The organism is Anabaena sp. AL09 (assembly GCF_001672255.1).
GTDB classification, from domain to species: domain Bacteria; phylum Cyanobacteriota; class Cyanobacteriia; order Cyanobacteriales; family Nostocaceae; genus Dolichospermum; species Dolichospermum lemmermannii.
This window is the reverse complement of record NZ_LJOQ01000071.1, coordinates 12,628-29,012: the sequence shown is the minus strand read 5'-3', so window position 1 is coordinate 29,012 and position 16,385 is coordinate 12,628. Positions and strand designations below refer to the sequence as shown.

Annotated in this window: 14 protein-coding genes; 11 read left to right on the top strand and 3 right to left on the bottom strand. The window is 36.3% G+C overall.

What is annotated here, in order from left to right; translation table 11 throughout:
- Nucleotides 1-81 precede the first annotated feature (81 nt).
- Nucleotides 82-483 carry a DUF1830 domain-containing protein gene (locus AN490_RS13690; protein ID WP_168695435.1) on the bottom strand — a complete coding sequence of 134 codons (402 nt, stop codon included), beginning with the start codon at nucleotides 481-483 and terminating at the stop codon, nucleotides 82-84.
- 278 nt (nucleotides 484-761) lie between these two features.
- Here AN490_RS13690 and AN490_RS13685 point away from each other — a divergent pair, with 278 nt between their 5' ends.
- The 7 genes from AN490_RS13685 to AN490_RS13655 all read left to right on the top strand — a co-directional run bounded on the left by AN490_RS13685 (nucleotide 762) and on the right by AN490_RS13655 (nucleotide 9,369).
- A complete protein-coding gene (locus AN490_RS13685) occupies nucleotides 762-1,823 on the top strand; it encodes an AAA family ATPase (protein ID WP_300004181.1) in 1,062 nt (353 codons plus the stop codon).
- Nucleotides 1,807-2,571: a HEPN domain-containing protein gene (locus AN490_RS13680; protein ID WP_300004178.1), complete on the top strand. Its 765-nt coding sequence runs from the start codon at nucleotides 1,807-1,809 to the stop codon at nucleotides 2,569-2,571. The genes AN490_RS13685 and AN490_RS13680 overlap by 17 nt, the downstream gene beginning before the upstream one ends.
- Nucleotides 2,572-2,644: 73 nt before the next feature.
- The gene (locus AN490_RS13675; protein WP_300004176.1) at nucleotides 2,645-5,134 is read left to right on the top strand and encodes a U32 family peptidase; all 2,490 of its coding nucleotides are present in this window, start codon (nucleotides 2,645-2,647) and stop codon (nucleotides 5,132-5,134) included.
- 131 nt (nucleotides 5,135-5,265) lie between these two features.
- A complete protein-coding gene (locus tag AN490_RS13670; protein WP_300004173.1) occupies nucleotides 5,266-5,844 on the top strand; it encodes a GNAT family N-acetyltransferase in 579 nt (192 codons plus the stop codon).
- 349 nt (nucleotides 5,845-6,193) lie between these two features.
- Complete coding sequence (locus tag AN490_RS13665; RefSeq protein WP_300004170.1) at nucleotides 6,194-8,578, top strand: dynamin family protein; 2,385 nt, start codon at nucleotides 6,194-6,196, stop codon at nucleotides 8,576-8,578.
- A 93-nt stretch (nucleotides 8,579-8,671) separates the two neighbouring features.
- Nucleotides 8,672-9,073 (top strand): KGK domain-containing protein, encoded by a 402-nt coding sequence (locus tag AN490_RS13660; protein ID WP_300004167.1) that lies wholly within the window; start codon nucleotides 8,672-8,674, stop codon nucleotides 9,071-9,073.
- Nucleotides 9,074-9,123: 50 nt separating this feature from the next.
- A complete protein-coding gene (locus tag AN490_RS13655) occupies nucleotides 9,124-9,369 on the top strand; it encodes an HNH endonuclease (RefSeq protein ID WP_300004164.1) in 246 nt (81 codons plus the stop codon).
- A gap of 46 nt (nucleotides 9,370-9,415) precedes the next feature.
- Here AN490_RS13655 and AN490_RS13650 read toward each other — a convergent pair whose 3' ends face one another.
- Nucleotides 9,416-11,170 (bottom strand): N-acetylmuramoyl-L-alanine amidase, encoded by a 1,755-nt coding sequence (locus AN490_RS13650; protein WP_300004161.1) that lies wholly within the window; start codon nucleotides 11,168-11,170, stop codon nucleotides 9,416-9,418.
- Here AN490_RS13650 and AN490_RS13645 point away from each other — a divergent pair.
- The 3 genes from AN490_RS13645 (at nucleotide 11,169) to AN490_RS13635 (ending at nucleotide 13,251) form a co-directional block, all read left to right on the top strand.
- Nucleotides 11,169-11,375 carry a hypothetical protein gene (locus tag AN490_RS13645; protein WP_300004158.1) on the top strand — a complete coding sequence of 69 codons (207 nt, stop codon included), beginning with the start codon at nucleotides 11,169-11,171 and terminating at the stop codon, nucleotides 11,373-11,375. The genes AN490_RS13650 and AN490_RS13645 overlap by 2 nt on opposite strands.
- A 14-nt stretch (nucleotides 11,376-11,389) precedes the next feature.
- Nucleotides 11,390-13,027: a CTP synthase gene (locus AN490_RS13640; protein WP_015080084.1), complete on the top strand. Its 1,638-nt coding sequence runs from the start codon at nucleotides 11,390-11,392 to the stop codon at nucleotides 13,025-13,027.
- A gap of 71 nt (nucleotides 13,028-13,098) precedes the next feature.
- Entirely contained in the window at nucleotides 13,099-13,251 is a 153-nt protein-coding gene (locus AN490_RS13635; RefSeq protein ID WP_300004153.1) for a hypothetical protein, read from the top strand.
- Here the strand turns inward: AN490_RS13635 and AN490_RS13630 are convergent.
- Entirely contained in the window at nucleotides 13,220-14,107 is an 888-nt protein-coding gene (locus tag AN490_RS13630) for an ROK family protein (RefSeq protein WP_300004150.1), read from the bottom strand. The two genes, AN490_RS13635 and AN490_RS13630, sit on opposite strands and share 32 nt — an antisense overlap.
- A 190-nt stretch (nucleotides 14,108-14,297) precedes the next feature.
- Between AN490_RS13630 and AN490_RS13625 the strand changes: the two genes are divergently transcribed.
- A complete protein-coding gene (locus tag AN490_RS13625; RefSeq protein WP_300004147.1) occupies nucleotides 14,298-16,379 on the top strand; it encodes a glycosyltransferase 61 family protein in 2,082 nt (693 codons plus the stop codon).
- Nucleotides 16,380-16,385 lie beyond the last annotated feature (6 nt).

Below are 16,385 nucleotides of genomic sequence, written 5' to 3'. Positions count from 1 at the left end.
TTAGCAGTATTGTGTTTTTAATCAATAGATGCCAATTCAACGGCTTTTGACACTCTCAGAGTCTTTTGACACTGAGATTCTTTAATCAATGAGCTTTACGCTTACCGGACATTTCTGTAAAGATTTTGTCGTATCTAGAATTTTTTTATTATTTTCCGACCTGATCGGATTACCATTACCAGAATTTATGCTTGGAGATGAGTTCTCTTCTATCTGATCATTGCTAGGTTCATGGATAATCAGGGTATTGCACGGAATCGTATCTGATATAATAGCACTGGCCATCATCCCAGTATGAACTTCCATTTGTGCTTCTGGAAGAACTTCAAACACCAGCCTTTGTCCGGGAAATACAACCCTTTCAAAATACCAATTGGGAATATTGGAGATACGAGTCACCTGGATCTTACTCGTAGCATTGACGTAGCAACAGAGAATCTTCCCCGAATGCTCTGGTGGTAGAGGATCTAATATCTGAGCCATAACTGCTGAGGAGCTTATTTGCGCCACAATTTTACATTACATCAGTAAAGCTAACACCCGATGATCCCCAGTAACTGTAACTGCGACTACCAACTGCAATTTTCTGCATTATTTCTGTCTAAAGATATATAGAGATTATAAAAGTTTTCAAGAACTAGAGAAAATCGCTGATGTTTTGCAATACTGTAGCCAAAAAAAGTAAAGGTGTACCTCACTGATTTGAAAATTGCTATAATTATAATATACTCTTCAAAAATACCCTTATAAAAATAATTACAATGGTTCAAAAAATTGCCTTATTTAATCACAAAGGTGGTGTTAGCAAAACCACCACTACTTTTAACTTAGGTTGGATGCTTGCCTCAAAGGGGAAGAGAGTAATCCTTGTAGATACAGATCCCCAATGTAATCTTACAGGGATGGCTCTAAAAGAAGAAACAGAAGACGATGAGGCAAGAATAGAAACCATTTACAACAGACATTCTAATATTAAGAGTGGGTTAGCTCCTGCTTTTGAGTCACAACCACGAGCTATTGAAGCTGTAGATTGTATTCAGATAGAAGGTCAAGAAGGTCTATTTTTGTTACCTGGTCATGTGGGCTTTGGTGAATACGAAGTAACATTAGGTATTGCCCAAGAACTAAGTGGTTCAATTCACACACTCAAAAATTTGCCCGGTGCAATTTCTGATCTTTTGGAAAAGACTGCTAATAAATTTAATGCTGACTACATTTTAATTGATATGAGTCCAAGTTTAGGATCTATCAATCAAAACTTACTGGTGACAAGTGACTTTTTCTTAGTACCTACGACTGCTGATTTCTTTTCTGTGATGGCAATTGATTCTCTATCTAGAATATTACCAAAATGGTGTGCTTGGGCAAGAATGGCCAGCGCAAACCCCATATTAAAGGAAGCTACTTATCCATTTCCTCAATTTAAGTTGAAATTTTTAGGAACTATAGTTCAAAATTATAGAATTAGGAATGGTAAAGAAACAAAAGCATTTCAAACATGGATAGAAAAAGTAGAGAATACAGTTACGAATAAGTTAAAACCGGTTCTGGAGAAAAATAATTTATTATTACCTAATCAAGTTTATCCTGAACAGGGTATGAATGGTAGTTTTACGATGACCAAAATTTCTGACTTTAATAGTTTAATTGCTCTATCACAAAAACACGCTACACCAGTTTATGCACTTAGGCTGGAACAATTAAACCTGCAAGGCATAGTAAAAGAAAATAATGAAAAAAAGCAGGAAGAATTTAAAACAACTTTTTCCGATTTAGCAGATAAAATTATTGAACTATCATCGAGTTATGCAGTCAGCCCTTGATCAATTTCGTATTAGTATTCAGCGTGTTCGGGATTTAATTTCTCTGCATAACTCTATTAAAGCTCAAGCGACTACTGCTTTGGATTTATCGGATATTCTTAGGGCAGCTTTAGTTCTGACTGTAAGTGCATTAGATTACTACATTCATGAAGTTGTAACTTTGGGAATGTTGGAAATACATCGAGGAACAAGACCAGAACCATCATTTAGGGATAATGCGACTCAATCAGCTTTTGCAAAGTTTAAAGTTGCGCTGGGTAGCGCCAATCAAGATAGAAAAGTTGCTATAGATATCGGCTCATGGATAGAGAGTGAAATACAGCAGAGTTATGGAGATGACTTTTTACAGCAGTCTCATAATATTTCCAGTTTAATTCCTATTATTTCCAACACTATTTTAAATAGATTAAATAATAATTCATGGTTAGAAGCTGAAATTAGAGAAAGTCTGAGTTATAAAAGTTTTCAAGAACCAGATAAAATCGCCGATGCTATTAAGTTGATATCAAATATAAAATTGTGGGAGAGAGTTACTAATAAAATGAGAGGAAATACTACACAGGAAGCTCAAAAGAATATAAAACAAGACCTACAGGAAATTGTAAAACGCCGAAATCAAATTACTCATGAAGCAGATATAGATCCTACTTATGGCTTAGGAAATCGCTGGCTTATAGATGAATCAATGGTTAATGATGCAGTAGATTTTATTGAGCAGGTTGTTGAGAGTATTCATCAAATTTTATAGCTGCGTTATTTTCCCACAACCACCCCCCAATTTAGATACAATCTATAAACTGACTAACCTCTACTTAACCAAAATGACAAGCATCTCCACCCCTACCCTCAAAATCCCCGAACTCCTAGCACCTGCGGGTAACTGGGAATGCGCTCAAGCAGCAGTAGAAAATGGTGCGGATGCGATTTACTTTGGTTTAGAAAAGTTTAACGCGAGAATGCGGGCTGAGAATTTCACAGCAGCAGACTTACCCGAATTGATGGAATTTCTGCACCTGCGGGGTGTGAAAGGTTATATCACTCTGAATACCCTGATTTTTCCCCAAGAACTAACAGAAGCACAGCAATACCTCAAAACTATCATTTCTGCGGGTGTTGATGCTGTCATCGTGCAAGACGTGGGTATTTGTCGGCTGATTCGTCATCTTTCCCCTGACTTTCCGATTCACGCTTCAACGCAGATGACTATTACCAGTGCTGCGGGGGTAGAATTTGCTAAATCTTTGGGTTGTCAACTGGTAGTTTTAGCGCGGGAATGTTCGATTTCGGAAATTAATAAAATTCAACAACAAATATCTCAAAAAAACACTTCCTTACCTTTAGAAGTTTTCGTTCATGGTGCTTTGTGCGTCGCATATTCTGGACAATGTTTAACCAGCGAAGCATTGGGAGGACGTTCTGCAAATCGGGGAGAATGCGCTCAAGCTTGCAGAATGCCTTATGATTTAATTGCAGATGGAGAAGTTATTAATTTAGGCGATCGCAAATATTTATTAAGTCCTCAAGATTTAGCTGGTTTAGAAGTTTTACCAGAGTTAATTAAATCTGGAGTTACTTCCTTAAAAATTGAAGGACGTTTGAAAGCACCAGAATATGTTGCTAACGTGACTCGCGTTTATCGTCAAGCATTAAATCAACTATTAGAAACAAATATAGAAACATTTTCTAGTTCAAAGAAAGACCAATATAAGTTAGAAATGGCATTTTCTCGCGGACTATATACAGGTTGGTTTGAGGGAATTAATAATCAAGAATTAGTGCATGGGAGATTTGGCAAAAAACGGGGTGTTTATTTGGGAGAAGTTACCCGAATTAGAAATGCAGAAATCACAGTGAAATTAGAAGCACCTGTTAAACCGGGAGATGGAATTGTTTTTGATTGTGGACATCCTGAAAGGAGAGAAGAAGGAGGAAGAATATATGCAGTTATTCCCAATGGTCGAGATGTAATATTAACCTTTGGTAGAAATGATTTAAATTTCCATAGTATTCACATAGGTGATAAAGTTTGGAAAACAAATGATCCAGAATTAGATAAACAAATTCGTCAAAGTTATACTGGGGAACATCCCCAATTTACCAGACCAATTAATATAGAAGTCCATGGAGAAATTGGTGAAAAATTAATAGCTATATCCCGTGATCAATCTTGGAATATAGTTCAAGTAGAATCAGAAATATTAATAGCAGAAGCCCATACAAAACCCCTCTCTACAGAAAGATTAAAAGAACAATTTGGACGTTTAGGAAATACACCTTTTCATTTAGACACTTTTATAAATAATCTCAACGGTAATATTATGTTACCCGTGAGTGAGTTAAATCGAATGCGTCGGGAGATAGTTAGTAAATTAGAGGAATTAAGAAGTAGACCAAAACTTTGGGAATTAAATCATCAGGGAAAATGGCAAGATCTAATTAGTTCTAAATCTACACCAATTCCTGGTTTTCCTTCCCTGATTGTTTTGGTGAGAAATATCGAACAATTAAAAGTAGTATTAACAGCAGATATCAAAACCATATATTGTGAATTTGAAGATCCTCGCAATTATAAAGAAGCAGTAAAAATAGTCCGAGAATCAAAACAGGAAGAAATTAGTATTTTTGTCGCACCACCTCGGATAACTAAACCTGGAGAAACCTGGATTTTAAACCAAGTTCTTGCTTCCCAAGCTGATGGTTATTTAATTAGAAATTATGATCAATTAGAATATTTTGCCACAGAAAGATGTGTTGGTGATTTTTCCTTAAATATTGCTAACCCTTTAACCGCAGATTATTTTCAACAACGCTTTAATTTAGAACGATTAACAGCATCTTACGACTTAAATATTAATCAACTCGAAGATCTAATCACACATTATCCAGCGCAAAATTTTGAAGTGACAGTACATCAACATATACCCATGTTTCACATGGAACATTGTGTATTTTGCGCTTTTCTATCTGACGGAACAGATTACACCAATTGTGGTAGACCTTGCGACACACAAGCTGTTACTATTAGAGATAGGGTAGGTAGTGAACACATTCTTAAAGCAGACGCAGGATGTAGAAATACAGTATATAACGCTACTGCACAAACTGGAGCAGAATACGTGCAACGGTTAATAGGATTGGGTTTACAGTATTTACGGGTTGAATTTGTCAATGAGACACCGGAACAAGTGCAAAAAACAATACAAAGCTATCAAAAATTACTTCAAGGAGAAATCATCGGTTCGCAACTTTGGAGAGAATTGAAACTACAAAACCAATTAGGTGTGACTCGTGGTGCGTTGGGGATGAATTAGATTAATAATGATAAATATTATTACGATATTTACAGTCACTGTTAACTAATTTCCATATCAGTAATAGCGTACTAGCACCATTAAATTCAAACATAAGTTAAAGCTTTACTGAGATAAATGGTATTGAAGTGATGAAAGAAAACTTAAAAATTTTCCAATGTTCTGAAGATAAATATGTTGATGCAAAAATTTTGCCTTTATCTCAGAAGCATCTTGAAGAGATAGAATTATATTGGAAACCTGAACTTAACAAGAATAAATGCTGGGACAAAGATTTAGAATTTAGCAAATATTTACATGAGAAACCATCCTTAAAATTCTATGTATTGGAATATAATTTAGTTGCCCAAGGTATAATTGGGTTACTTCCTGGTCGTCCGTCAATGTTAGAACGGGGTGAAAATTTAGTTTACGTGGCTATACTAACTGTAGCACCTTGGAATCGCCCAGATATTAACAATTCACCTAAGTATAAAGGAATAGGTACAACTTTAATAACATTCGCAGCTATATTTAGTATTCACTTAGGATTTGAAGGTAAGATAGGTTTACATTCTGTGAAAACAGCAGAAAATTTTTATAAACGTTTAGACTTTCTTGATTTAGGGAATGATATAAATTACAAGAATTATCACTATTTAGAGTTACCTACTGATGATGCTAAGTTATTAGTTTTAAACTCTTTATTGCTTGACAATTTAAGTAATTAGGGTGCCAATTTTTGTCGTACCACTCCAGATAACTAAACCTGGGTAAACCTACATTTTAAAATAATAAGCATTCAGCCGTCAGCTATCAGCTATCAGCAAGAGTTGAATTGATAAGCATTCTGAATATTAATTACTGATGTCAGTTTTCCTATTTCAAAACCCCTAAAATCCAGTTTTAGCTGACTGCTGACGACTGATAGCTGAATGCTTACTTAAAATAAGTTCTTAACTTTGGCAAAAATTGAAGCTACAAAACCAATTAGGTGTGACTCGTAGTGCATTGGGGATGATGTAGCTAAACTACGATAAGTAGTATTACAATATTTATGCACCTTGTTTACTACTTTATATGTCAAGTTTAGCTCCCCACTGTCAGCAATTGCAAGCACAAGTTGAATCTATTCTCCAACTTCTACAGCAAGAAGCAGCTTTGCGTTCTCAAGATATTACATCTGTGCAAATTTCTTTGGATAAAGCGATTTCTCCCAAGTTTGAAATTGTGTTTGCGGGTGCTTTTAGTGCGGGTAAATCAATGTTGATTAATGCACTTTTGGAGAGAGAATTATTATATAGTGCAGAAGGACACGCAACTGGTACAGAATGCAAAATTGAATATGCACCAGCAGATTCAGAAAGAGTTGTTTTAACCTTTTTGAGTGAAGCAGAAATTCGTGAACAAGCGGTTTTTTTATGTCAACAATTGGGATTTAATACTGTAGAAAATATCAATAAACAGGATGTAGTTGATTTATTGCATCAAGGTTGTACAGCAATTATTCAACAAGAGGGAGGAGAAAGTAAATCAGAACGTGCAAAACAAGCAAAAGCATTAATTTTGCTATTAGAAGGATATGTCACAAATCGAGATCGCATTAATACAATCAATAATGCGACATACTCGATGGAACAGTTTAATTTTACTAACCTTAAAGAAGCCGCAGGATATGCACGCAGAGGTAGTAATAGCGCCGTTTTGAAACGAATTGAGTATTATTGTTATCATCCGCTTTTGGAAGATGGTAACGTCATTATAGACACACCAGGAATTGATGCACCAGTAGAAAAAGATGCACAATTAACATATCAAAAAATTCAACATTCAGATACCTCAGCAGTAGTTTGTGTTCTCAAACCTGCGTCAGCAGGAGATATGACGAAAGAAGAAACCGAACTATTAGAAATAATGCGGGAAAATGCAGGGATTAGAGATAGGGTTTTTTATATCTTTAATCGCATTGATGAAACTTGGTACAATAATCAACTTAGACAACGTTTAGAAGATTTAATTAACAGTCAATTTCGAGATACTAACAGAGTTTATAAAACCAGTGGTTTGTTAGGATTTTATGGAAGTCAACTAAAAAAAACAACCATACAGGATAGATTTGGATTAGATTCGATTTTTGCAGAAAGTGTTAAAGGTTTAGATAGTAGAGAAGAAACACCACAATTTGTCAATGAATTTAATCGCTACTGCGTTGCTTCAGGTAAACTTTCTCCCAGTCAATTTAGAATTTCTCTCCATAATTATGAAACTTCTAATCACAACTATGTGAGAATTTTAAGCGAGCAGGGAACACCGTTAATTAATCAACTCATTCAAGATAGTGGAATTGAAGAATTTCGCACATCAATTACTCGCTATCTCACAGAAGAGAAACGTCCCCAATTATTCAAAAATCTCGCAGATGATTTAGAAGATATTTGTATCAAACTCAAAAAACACTATCAAAGTGTGCAAATTAATTTAGATAGTCAACCGCGAGAGATCGAGAGTATGAAAGAATATGAGTTGCAAAAATTAAATCAGCAACTCCAGCAAGTTGGAAGAGAATTTAATCAGCATATTAATGATGAAATCAACAAGATTATTAATAATAACTGCGAAGACTTTGAAGCAGATTTTCGACAATTACAATCACGGATGATTCGTCGTCTTGATGAATTATTAGATACCTTTTCTGTAGCTGATGCTTACCGTCGCGCTACTTTGAGTCATCCCCGCAATGCAACTGCACCTTTATTAGCTATTTTAGTAGAGGCTTTTTATTATCTATCAAATGAGTTAGAAGACATTTTTATAGAGTCTTGTCAACAAGTTGTTGCTAATCTATTTCAACAGGTAATGGAAAAGATTAGAAAATCAGAATATTACCGTCAATTATATCGCTTACTAGGGAATGATGGAGGAATAGAATTACAGGTAAAAGTCATAGAAGAACGGGTTTCCCAAGCTTTAATTAGTGCTGCTAGAGTGGAGTGCGATAGATTTGTCAGAGAAAGTCCTAGATTTTACAACGAAGGCACATTTTCTATCTATCAATTTCGACAAGTATTAGAACAAACTTCCCAAGCTTACGACGCAGGAAGTGTAATTGAAGCTGAACCTGCAATTAGACAATTATTGAAGTTAGATTTTGAACCGAAAGTTTCTGATACTATTCGTAAATCCTTCCGTCAAACTATCAACCAAACTATCAAAACTCAGTTATTACCAATGGGGGAAAAACAAGCAGATGAGATATTACAACAATATACTCATGCGCGGGGTTATTTAGAGAAGACTTTACAACAAGAAGCTGAGGAGAAAATTGCTAATAATCAACGTTTGTTGAGTCAGGTTCAGGAGAAGATTCAGGAATATAATACAGCAGTTGCGGGAATTAATGGCTGTTTACAAGCGATGCAGTTATATGAACATTTACTGCCGATAATTGGGGAAGAAGAGGTATAATGTTTGGGGTGAATGCAGGATTTTTCTGTGTTCACCTAATTTTGAGGTTTCGCGCAAAGTCGCAAAGAAGCAAAGACGCAAAGGAAGAAAGAGATGGAAGATAATTTTAAGTTAGAAAATTGTAACCCACATGAAGCTTTATCATTCAAGGATAATGTATTTAAAGTTTCTAAATTAAAGGAAAAATTAGAAACGGCATTTTCTGGTGATTTAGCTGATGTACTTCGTGAAAAATTAAAATCTTATGGAGTAGATATAGATCCAGGTGGATATATAAGTGGTGGTAGATTCTATTCCTATGGTTATTCTAAATTTTTTCAGCAGGGAATAGAATGTGAAATTCTCAAATTTAATTCTGGAGAATGGCAAAAAGGAAAAATGAAAATCAAAGTTACTCTAGAATTTTGTCCTGACGAACCAGAAATTGAAGAAATCAAAGAACCAGAATCACCCCTTGATGATTTACGAAGGATGATAAACGATACTACACCATAACTCTTACCTTTGCGCCTTTGCTCCTTAGCGCCTTTGCGCGAAACCAAAACATGAACAAAACCCCACGAATCCCCATACCTCAAGAAGTCAGAAACTACGTTTTCCAAAGAGATAAATATCAATGTCAAAGCTGCGGTAAAATCTCCCAAGAAACTCAACTCAGCATTGATCATATTATCCCCTTATCTCGTGGGGGAAAAAACGATATTAGTAACTTACAAACTCTGTGCTTAATTTGTAATCAACAAAAAACTAATAACATTGACAACCGTTTTCGCCGACATTTTGAAACTTAGTGATATTTAGATCCCCGACTTCTTAGAGAAGTCGGGGATCTGATTCTTATTCTTTCACAGTTTTAAACCACTTAGTTATCCCGTCAGCTAAAGTATTAGCCATTTTCTTCTGTGCTTGAGGATTAACTATCTCTTCAAATTCATCAGGACTACTCATAAAACCCAATTCCAATAATACCGCCGGTGCAGCACTAGGACGAGTCAGGGCTAAATTATTCCAAAACACACCGTAGTAAGGTTTACCGAGTTTTTTGACTACGTAATTTTGTAAAAATACTGCGAGGCTGTGTGATTGAGGATGATACCAAAAAGTACCAAAGCCTTTGGTTTTTTCCGCATCACCATTATCCGGTAAAGAGTTATGATGAATGGAAAGAGCGATCGCAGGTTCTTGTTTATTAATTATCGTCTGACGTTCCCCCAAAGACACATCTCGATCATCTTCCCTCGTCATCACCACCTTAGCACCGCGCTTCACCAACTCATCTCGCAGCAATTGAGAAATTATCAAGTTCACATCTTTTTCTAAATACCCAGTTGGTCCACTCGCACCAGATTCTTTACCTCCATGTCCTGGATCAAGTACAATTTTGATGCCAGATAAAGGTAGGCGTTTACTATTTTTAAGCTGGGGTGGATGACGTAAAGTTAAAACCAAAGTTGTATTGTCATACCTCAGCTTATAGCCCCACTGTTGGAGCTTTTTGAGGTTAAAAGTATATTTGACCTGTGTGGGGCTTACCTGTTGCCAATCTAGGCGAGAAATTAGGTGGTCATCATCTAGACGAATTGTGTCTGTTTGAGCAGTGGTATTGTAGAGGGTGAGAATAAAGGAGTTATTTCCCTGTTCTACACTCACGGGAACAGCAGTTTCTAAGGGAAAACGCATCTCTGTTGCTTCAGCCAATTGCCGATAGCCGACACTCCGAATCACTGTCTGTGGTGCAACCGCACCTGATATAATTTTAGTCTCCTTACTATTAATCCAAGCCCCATAGTCTAAGCGCAACCATTCACCTTCTTTTCCCATAACACTTGCCATAGTTCCCTTTGGCAATGGTGTCAGTCGTGAATAATCGGTACTAGGTCCCGTGCGAGTAACGCCTGATTCTGATGCAATTTCCGCAACTCCTAATTGTGTGGGCGCGAGAATTTCGATTTTTCCTAAACCAGTTTGAGTTATTCTTTGATCATTCAGTTGTAAATTAAATTGAGGTTTTCCTAAATCAGCAGCATTTGCGACTGTTGTACAACCTTGGTATTTGGTAAGACTAGAAAGATTAGGCTGATTTAACCCCGTCAAAACACTTGAATTTGGAGGTAATTGTGCAAGTGAAGGCTGGGGTAAAAGGGCAATATTTTGATTTACCAGATTAACCGAGACAGTAGCTTGAGGTGGTGCAACTGCACTAAAACAAATTAATTCTCCTGGTAATCTGGCAATATCGACAGCAGGAGTCAAGGAATCCTTAGCAAAGCCTAACCCTTGGGGTAACTCAGGTTGAGTGGACACCCTGATGATCTTAATCTCTCGTTCTTGATTTTGGTAACGAACTTTAAATATATTTTCTCCTAACTGTAAGGGAAAACTGGGGGAAAAATGCCCGGCTTTGCTACGGTTAACGAGCTTACCATTAATTAAAACTTGCCCGTCGGGGGGCGCTGTACCGATAAAAAATATTTTTTCTGTGCTGGTTTGGTAGTTTGTCGGGGGAAAAACTACTAAAAGTGGTTCTTGTGCTAATGCAACTGAGGAGGTGAATAAAAAATTAAATAATACTAATCCTAAGAGTTTTTTCATGGACAAACACAGAAAATTTCAGAATAGGGACTGTGGCACAATGGCCAAGATGGAGTTAAACATGAATGATGTGGAAATGGCAATACATTGGCCAAAAAGGTTGGGACGTGGAGTTATTGGGCAAAATTCATCCTCCAAACAAGCCTCGAAAATCGTCTACACAAATTCTCCTGCGGGAGCAAAATCTATATTTAGAAGTTGCTAGAAATTGAAAATACTATGACTAAGTTTATCTTTGTGACTGGGGGCGTGGTTTCCAGTATTGGTAAGGGAATTGTAGCAGCAAGTTTGGGACGTTTGCTCAAATCACGGGATTATTCGGTTTCGATTCTCAAGCTCGATCCCTATATTAACGTTGATCCAGGGACAATGAGTCCTTTTCAGCATGGGGAAGTTTTTGTCACCCAAGACGGTGCAGAAACAGATTTGGATTTGGGACATTACGAACGGTTTACTGATACTTCTATGTCTCGGTTAAACAGTGTTACTACTGGCTTGATTTATCAGTCAGTTATTAACAAGGAACGCCGAGGCGACTATAATGGCGGTACTGTTCAGGTAATTCCGCACATTACCAATGAGATTAAAGAGCGAATTCTCAGAGTTGCTAAAGAAACTAATCCTGCTGCGGTAATTACGGAAATTGGCGGAACTGTGGGTGATATTGAATCACTACCTTTTCTGGAAGCAATTCGTCAACTGCGAAAGGAAGTAGGAAAGCGTAATGTGTTGTATATGCACGTTACTTTGTTGCCTTGGATCGCTGCGGCTGGAGAAATGAAAACCAAGCCGACTCAACATTCTGTGAAAGAATTGAGATCAATTGGCATTCAACCAGATATTTTAGTATGTCGGAGCGATCGCCCCATTCCGGTCGGCTTGAAACAAAAGTTATCAGAGTTTTGTGATGTCCCTGTAGAATGTGTTATTACCAGTCCAGATGCTCGCAGTATTTATGAAGTTCCAGTAATTTTAGAACGGGAAGGATTAGCTGAACAGGTTCTTAACTTACTACAAATGGAACAGCGTCAACCCAATATGACCCAATGGGAAAATATGGTAGACCGGATGTATAATCCTAAATATACCGTCGAAATTGCTATTGTTGGTAAATATGTGCGGTTAGGTGATGCCTATCTGTCTGTAGTCGAGTCTTTACGTCATGCGGCTATTGCAACTCATGGTGATTTGCGTCTGCGGTGGATAAACTCGGAAGTTTTGGAAAATGAACCACCGGAAAACTATCTTGCAGGTGTTGATGGTATCATTGTTCCGGGCGGTTTTGGTAGTCGGGGCATAGATGGGAAAATTGCGGCGATTAAATACGCCCGCGATCGCCAAATTCCCTTTTTAGGTTTATGCTTAGGAATGCAGTGTTCCGTGATTGAATGGGCGAGAAATGTCGAAGGCTTATCTAATGCCAATAGCGCCGAATTTGACCCATATACAGACAATCCGGTTATTAACCTCTTGCCAGAACAACAGGATGTAGTAGATTTAGGCGGGACAATGCGCTTAGGACTTTATCCTTGTCGCGTACTTCCCAATAGCCTAGCTTTCCAACTTTATCAAGAAGAAGTCATTTATGAACGCCACCGTCACCGTTACGAGTTCAATAATGTCTATCGTAGTCAGTTATTAGATTCTGGTTATTTGGTGAGTGGTACATCTCCAGATGGTAGATTAGTGGAAATTATTGAATATCCCAAACATCCTTTCTTTATCGCTTGTCAATTTCATCCTGAATTTCAATCTCGCCCCAACGCACCTCATCCTTTATTCAAAGGATTTATGACCGCTGCAATTTCTCAATTTCATTCGACAACTACCACACCCAAGCCTGTACAAGTTTCTTAGTTGTCAGTTGTCAGTAGGGGCGAAGCATTTGGAAGATGAATTATCGGTCATTGCCAAAAATATTTCTCCAAATGCTTCGCCCGTACAGTTGTCAGTTGTCGGTAGGGGCGAAGCATTTGGAAGATGAATTATCGGTCATTGCCAAAAATAGTTCTCCAAATGCTTCGCCCGTACAGTTGTCGGTTTTCCCCATTACCAATTACCTATTTCCAATGCTAACTTAGCAGCGCCTACCATTCCCGCTGTATTTCCTAATTCTGCGGGGAGAATTTGCAAACCTGCACGGGAAGTTGGTAAAACTCGTTTTTCGATTTCTGCTGTTAATGCAGGTAAGAAAAATTCAAAACTCCCACTGACACCACCACCAATAATAATTGCTTGGGGTGTCAGCACATAGAGTAAACTGGTTAAACCAATTCCTAAGTCTTTACCATATTCTTGCCAAAAAGTCAAGGCTTCTATATCTCCATCTTGGGCAAGTGCGCCTAATTCTGCTGGTTCTTTGCCTGTGCGGCGACGGATAGCAGAGATTGAAGTATGCTGTTCTAATGAGCCTTGATTGCCACTATTACACATTGGTCCATCAGGATTTAAGGTAATTAAACCTAATTCTGCTGCTGCACCTTGATGTCCGACAAATAATTTACCATCAAGAATAATTGCCCCACCAACGCCAGTCCCCAAAGTTAGTAAAATCAAATTGGGGAAATTTCGACCTGCACCTAACCAAGCTTCTCCTAAACCTGCACAATTAGCATCATTAGCCAAAATTGTCGGTTTACCCGTTTTGGCTTCTAACCAATCTGCTAGGGGGACATCATGCCATCCTACTAGATTAATAGCAACTTTCGCAATTCTTCCCGCAGCATCAGCAGGACCAGGAGTACCTAAACCAATAGCGACACTTTCATTATTGGGGTCAATTTGTGATATTGCATCTACTATTTTCAATAATACAGCCTCTGGTGTTGCGGGTTGGGGAGTATCCACAGATAAAGATTGCAAACAATTACCATCTGCTGTGAACCGACCAAGTTTAATCGCAGTTCCCCCTAAATCAATACCAATTACTTGCTGCATAATTTTAATTTATTTTATAAAAACTCCATAGCTATTTAATATATCATTTTTTAGATCTCACGCAAAGGCGCAAAGGAAGAAAGGAAGAGAAATCAAGGGTGTGGTACAATTTATGGAAAATAAGTTGAGGATGAAATATATCAAGTTTGAGATCAGGTAAAATCTAATTATCAATATCATGGTTAATTAAGTGGATATTACACAACTTAAACATCAAGCTGATATTTATTTCAAACAGGGAGATTTTATATCAGCTATCAATTTTTATGAAAAATGTCTTGAATTAGCTCCTAATTTGATTTCTAATTATTGGTATTTAGGATTGTCTTGGTTATTGCAAGGCAACGAAATTGAATGTCAATCAATTTGGTTATCAACTTTTACTAATAGCGAGTTGGATTTGCAAGACAATGATTTGATAGAGTTTATTAATTTACTCAAAAATAAAGCAGATGAATATTTAGAACAGCACAATCATCAACTAGCACAAACTATTTATGAAGCTATTTTAGAATGGGATGATAATCAACCTGAAATTTATTATAATTTAGGTCATGCTGTAGCTATGCAAGGAAATTTGGAAGCAGCAATTGATTATTGGCAAACAGTCACTGAAATTCAACCAGATTTCGTTGATGCTTATTTGAATCAAGCTTATATTTGGCAGAAGTTAGAAAACTTTGTCGAGGCTATTTCCTGTTATGAAAATACTCTTAAATTTACTAATGATTATTTAATTTATTATCAACTTGGACTTTGCTATTCTCGCATCAAAAAATGGGAATTAGCAATTAATTGTTTTTCTCAATCTATCCAAATAAAAAATAATTATGCTCCTGCCTATAGTGATTTAGGAATAATATTAATTTATGCGGGTAACTGGGAAATAGGAATTAATTATCTCAGAAAAGCTCTGGAAATACAACCTCAATTTTCCGAACATTTAGTAAATATTGGTAAAGCCGAAAATCTTAAATTAAATAATATTCATTTGACAGGAATTAATATGATTAAATCTCTCCTGAATATTTCTGAATCTGAAAATGAATTATATTTAAACTTAGGTAAAATCTTTTCTGAAATTAATCCAGAATTAAATAAAATTAATTTTTCGGCAATTGTTCCTATTTCTTCTCCTTATGAATTTTATGAATCAACCCAAGAATGGATAGAAAATAATAATTTTAATAAATCTCACTATGTAGAAATTTATCCAGAAATAGATATTCAGTTAAATCATCCAAAATCTTTAGATAATTCAATCCATTTTAGTTTTAGATTTGGTAAAAATATCAAATTACCATCATCCTTTGTTGTCACAATTCCCCAAGGGAGATTTTGGTTAAGTTCAGATCAAACCCAATCTGCTATTTTTACAGATGAATCCCATTTTTTAGCTGATATTTCTCCAGATTTCCCGATTTTAAGCCCTAATCATCCTGATAAAAATCCTCGTAATCATGCTATATTTTCTATTGAACATCTGCCTCCAATTCACTTTAGAGAAGGGAATGTAGCTGTATTAGCTGGTTTAACCAACAATATTTATTTTCATTGGATGTTGGATATTTTACCAAGATGGGAATTATTAAGAAAACAAAATTGTGATTTTGATAAAATTGATTATTTTGTAGTGGATAATAGTTTACCATTTCAAAGAGAAACTTTGAATTTATTACAAATACCAGAAAATAAACAAATTAATATTAATCAAAGTCATCATATCCAAGCCAGTAAATTAATTGTTCCTTCGTTTCCAGCAAGTGTAGCTTGGATGCCAAAATGGACTTGTGAATTTTTAAAGCATCATTTCCTGATACCAGAATATGTGAAAAATACGCCTTCTCAACAGAGAATTTATATTACGAGAAATCTGGCTAAAAGTCGCAGAATTTTAAATGAAGATGAAATTTTAAACTTACTCCAATCCTATGGATTTACAGTAGTAACTTTAGAATCAATGTCCGTATTAGAACAAGCTGCTTTATTCTCGCAAGCGGAAATTATTATATCTCCTCATGGTAGCGGTTTAACTAACTTGGTATTTTGTCAACCTGAAACTAAGGTGATTGAGTTATTTGCCCCCAATTATGTTTATCATTGCTATTGGTGGCTCAGTAATTTAATAGGTTTGGATTATTATTATTTACTGGGTGAAACTCTTCCGGGTTGGCATTTTCATCATCTTATTTATCCTCAAGATTTTTCCGAAGATATAGTAATGAATGTTAGAGATTTATTAAAATTAATCCAAATATGTGAAGAATTATGAACAGAA

Bases quoted from the DNA above. Each gene is read 5' to 3' on its own strand.
- AN490_RS13645 (WP_300004158.1), top strand. From the start codon at position 11,169: ATGGACAAACACAGAAAATTTCAGAATAGGGACTGTGGCACAATGGCC.
- AN490_RS13660 (WP_300004167.1), top strand. From the start codon at position 8,672: ATGGAAGATAATTTTAAGTTAGAAAATTGTAACCCACATGAAGCTTTA.
- AN490_RS13690 (WP_168695435.1), bottom strand. From the start codon at position 483: ATGGCTCAGATATTAGATCCTCTACCACCAGAGCATTCGGGGAAGATT.
- AN490_RS13640 (WP_015080084.1), top strand. From the start codon at position 11,390: ATGACTAAGTTTATCTTTGTGACTGGGGGCGTGGTTTCCAGTATTGGT.
- AN490_RS13685 (WP_300004181.1), top strand. From the start codon at position 762: ATGGTTCAAAAAATTGCCTTATTTAATCACAAAGGTGGTGTTAGCAAA.
- AN490_RS13680 (WP_300004178.1), top strand. From the start codon at position 1,807: ATGCAGTCAGCCCTTGATCAATTTCGTATTAGTATTCAGCGTGTTCGG.
- AN490_RS13665 (WP_300004170.1), top strand. From the start codon at position 6,194: ATGTCAAGTTTAGCTCCCCACTGTCAGCAATTGCAAGCACAAGTTGAA.
- AN490_RS13655 (WP_300004164.1), top strand. From the start codon at position 9,124: ATGAACAAAACCCCACGAATCCCCATACCTCAAGAAGTCAGAAACTAC.
- AN490_RS13670 (WP_300004173.1), top strand. From the start codon at position 5,266: ATGAAAGAAAACTTAAAAATTTTCCAATGTTCTGAAGATAAATATGTT.
- AN490_RS13635 (WP_300004153.1), top strand. From the start codon at position 13,099: ATGCTTCGCCCGTACAGTTGTCAGTTGTCGGTAGGGGCGAAGCATTTG.
- AN490_RS13650 (WP_300004161.1), bottom strand. From the start codon at position 11,170: ATGAAAAAACTCTTAGGATTAGTATTATTTAATTTTTTATTCACCTCC.
- AN490_RS13675 (WP_300004176.1), top strand. From the start codon at position 2,645: ATGACAAGCATCTCCACCCCTACCCTCAAAATCCCCGAACTCCTAGCA.
- AN490_RS13630 (WP_300004150.1), bottom strand. From the start codon at position 14,107: ATGCAGCAAGTAATTGGTATTGATTTAGGGGGAACTGCGATTAAACTT.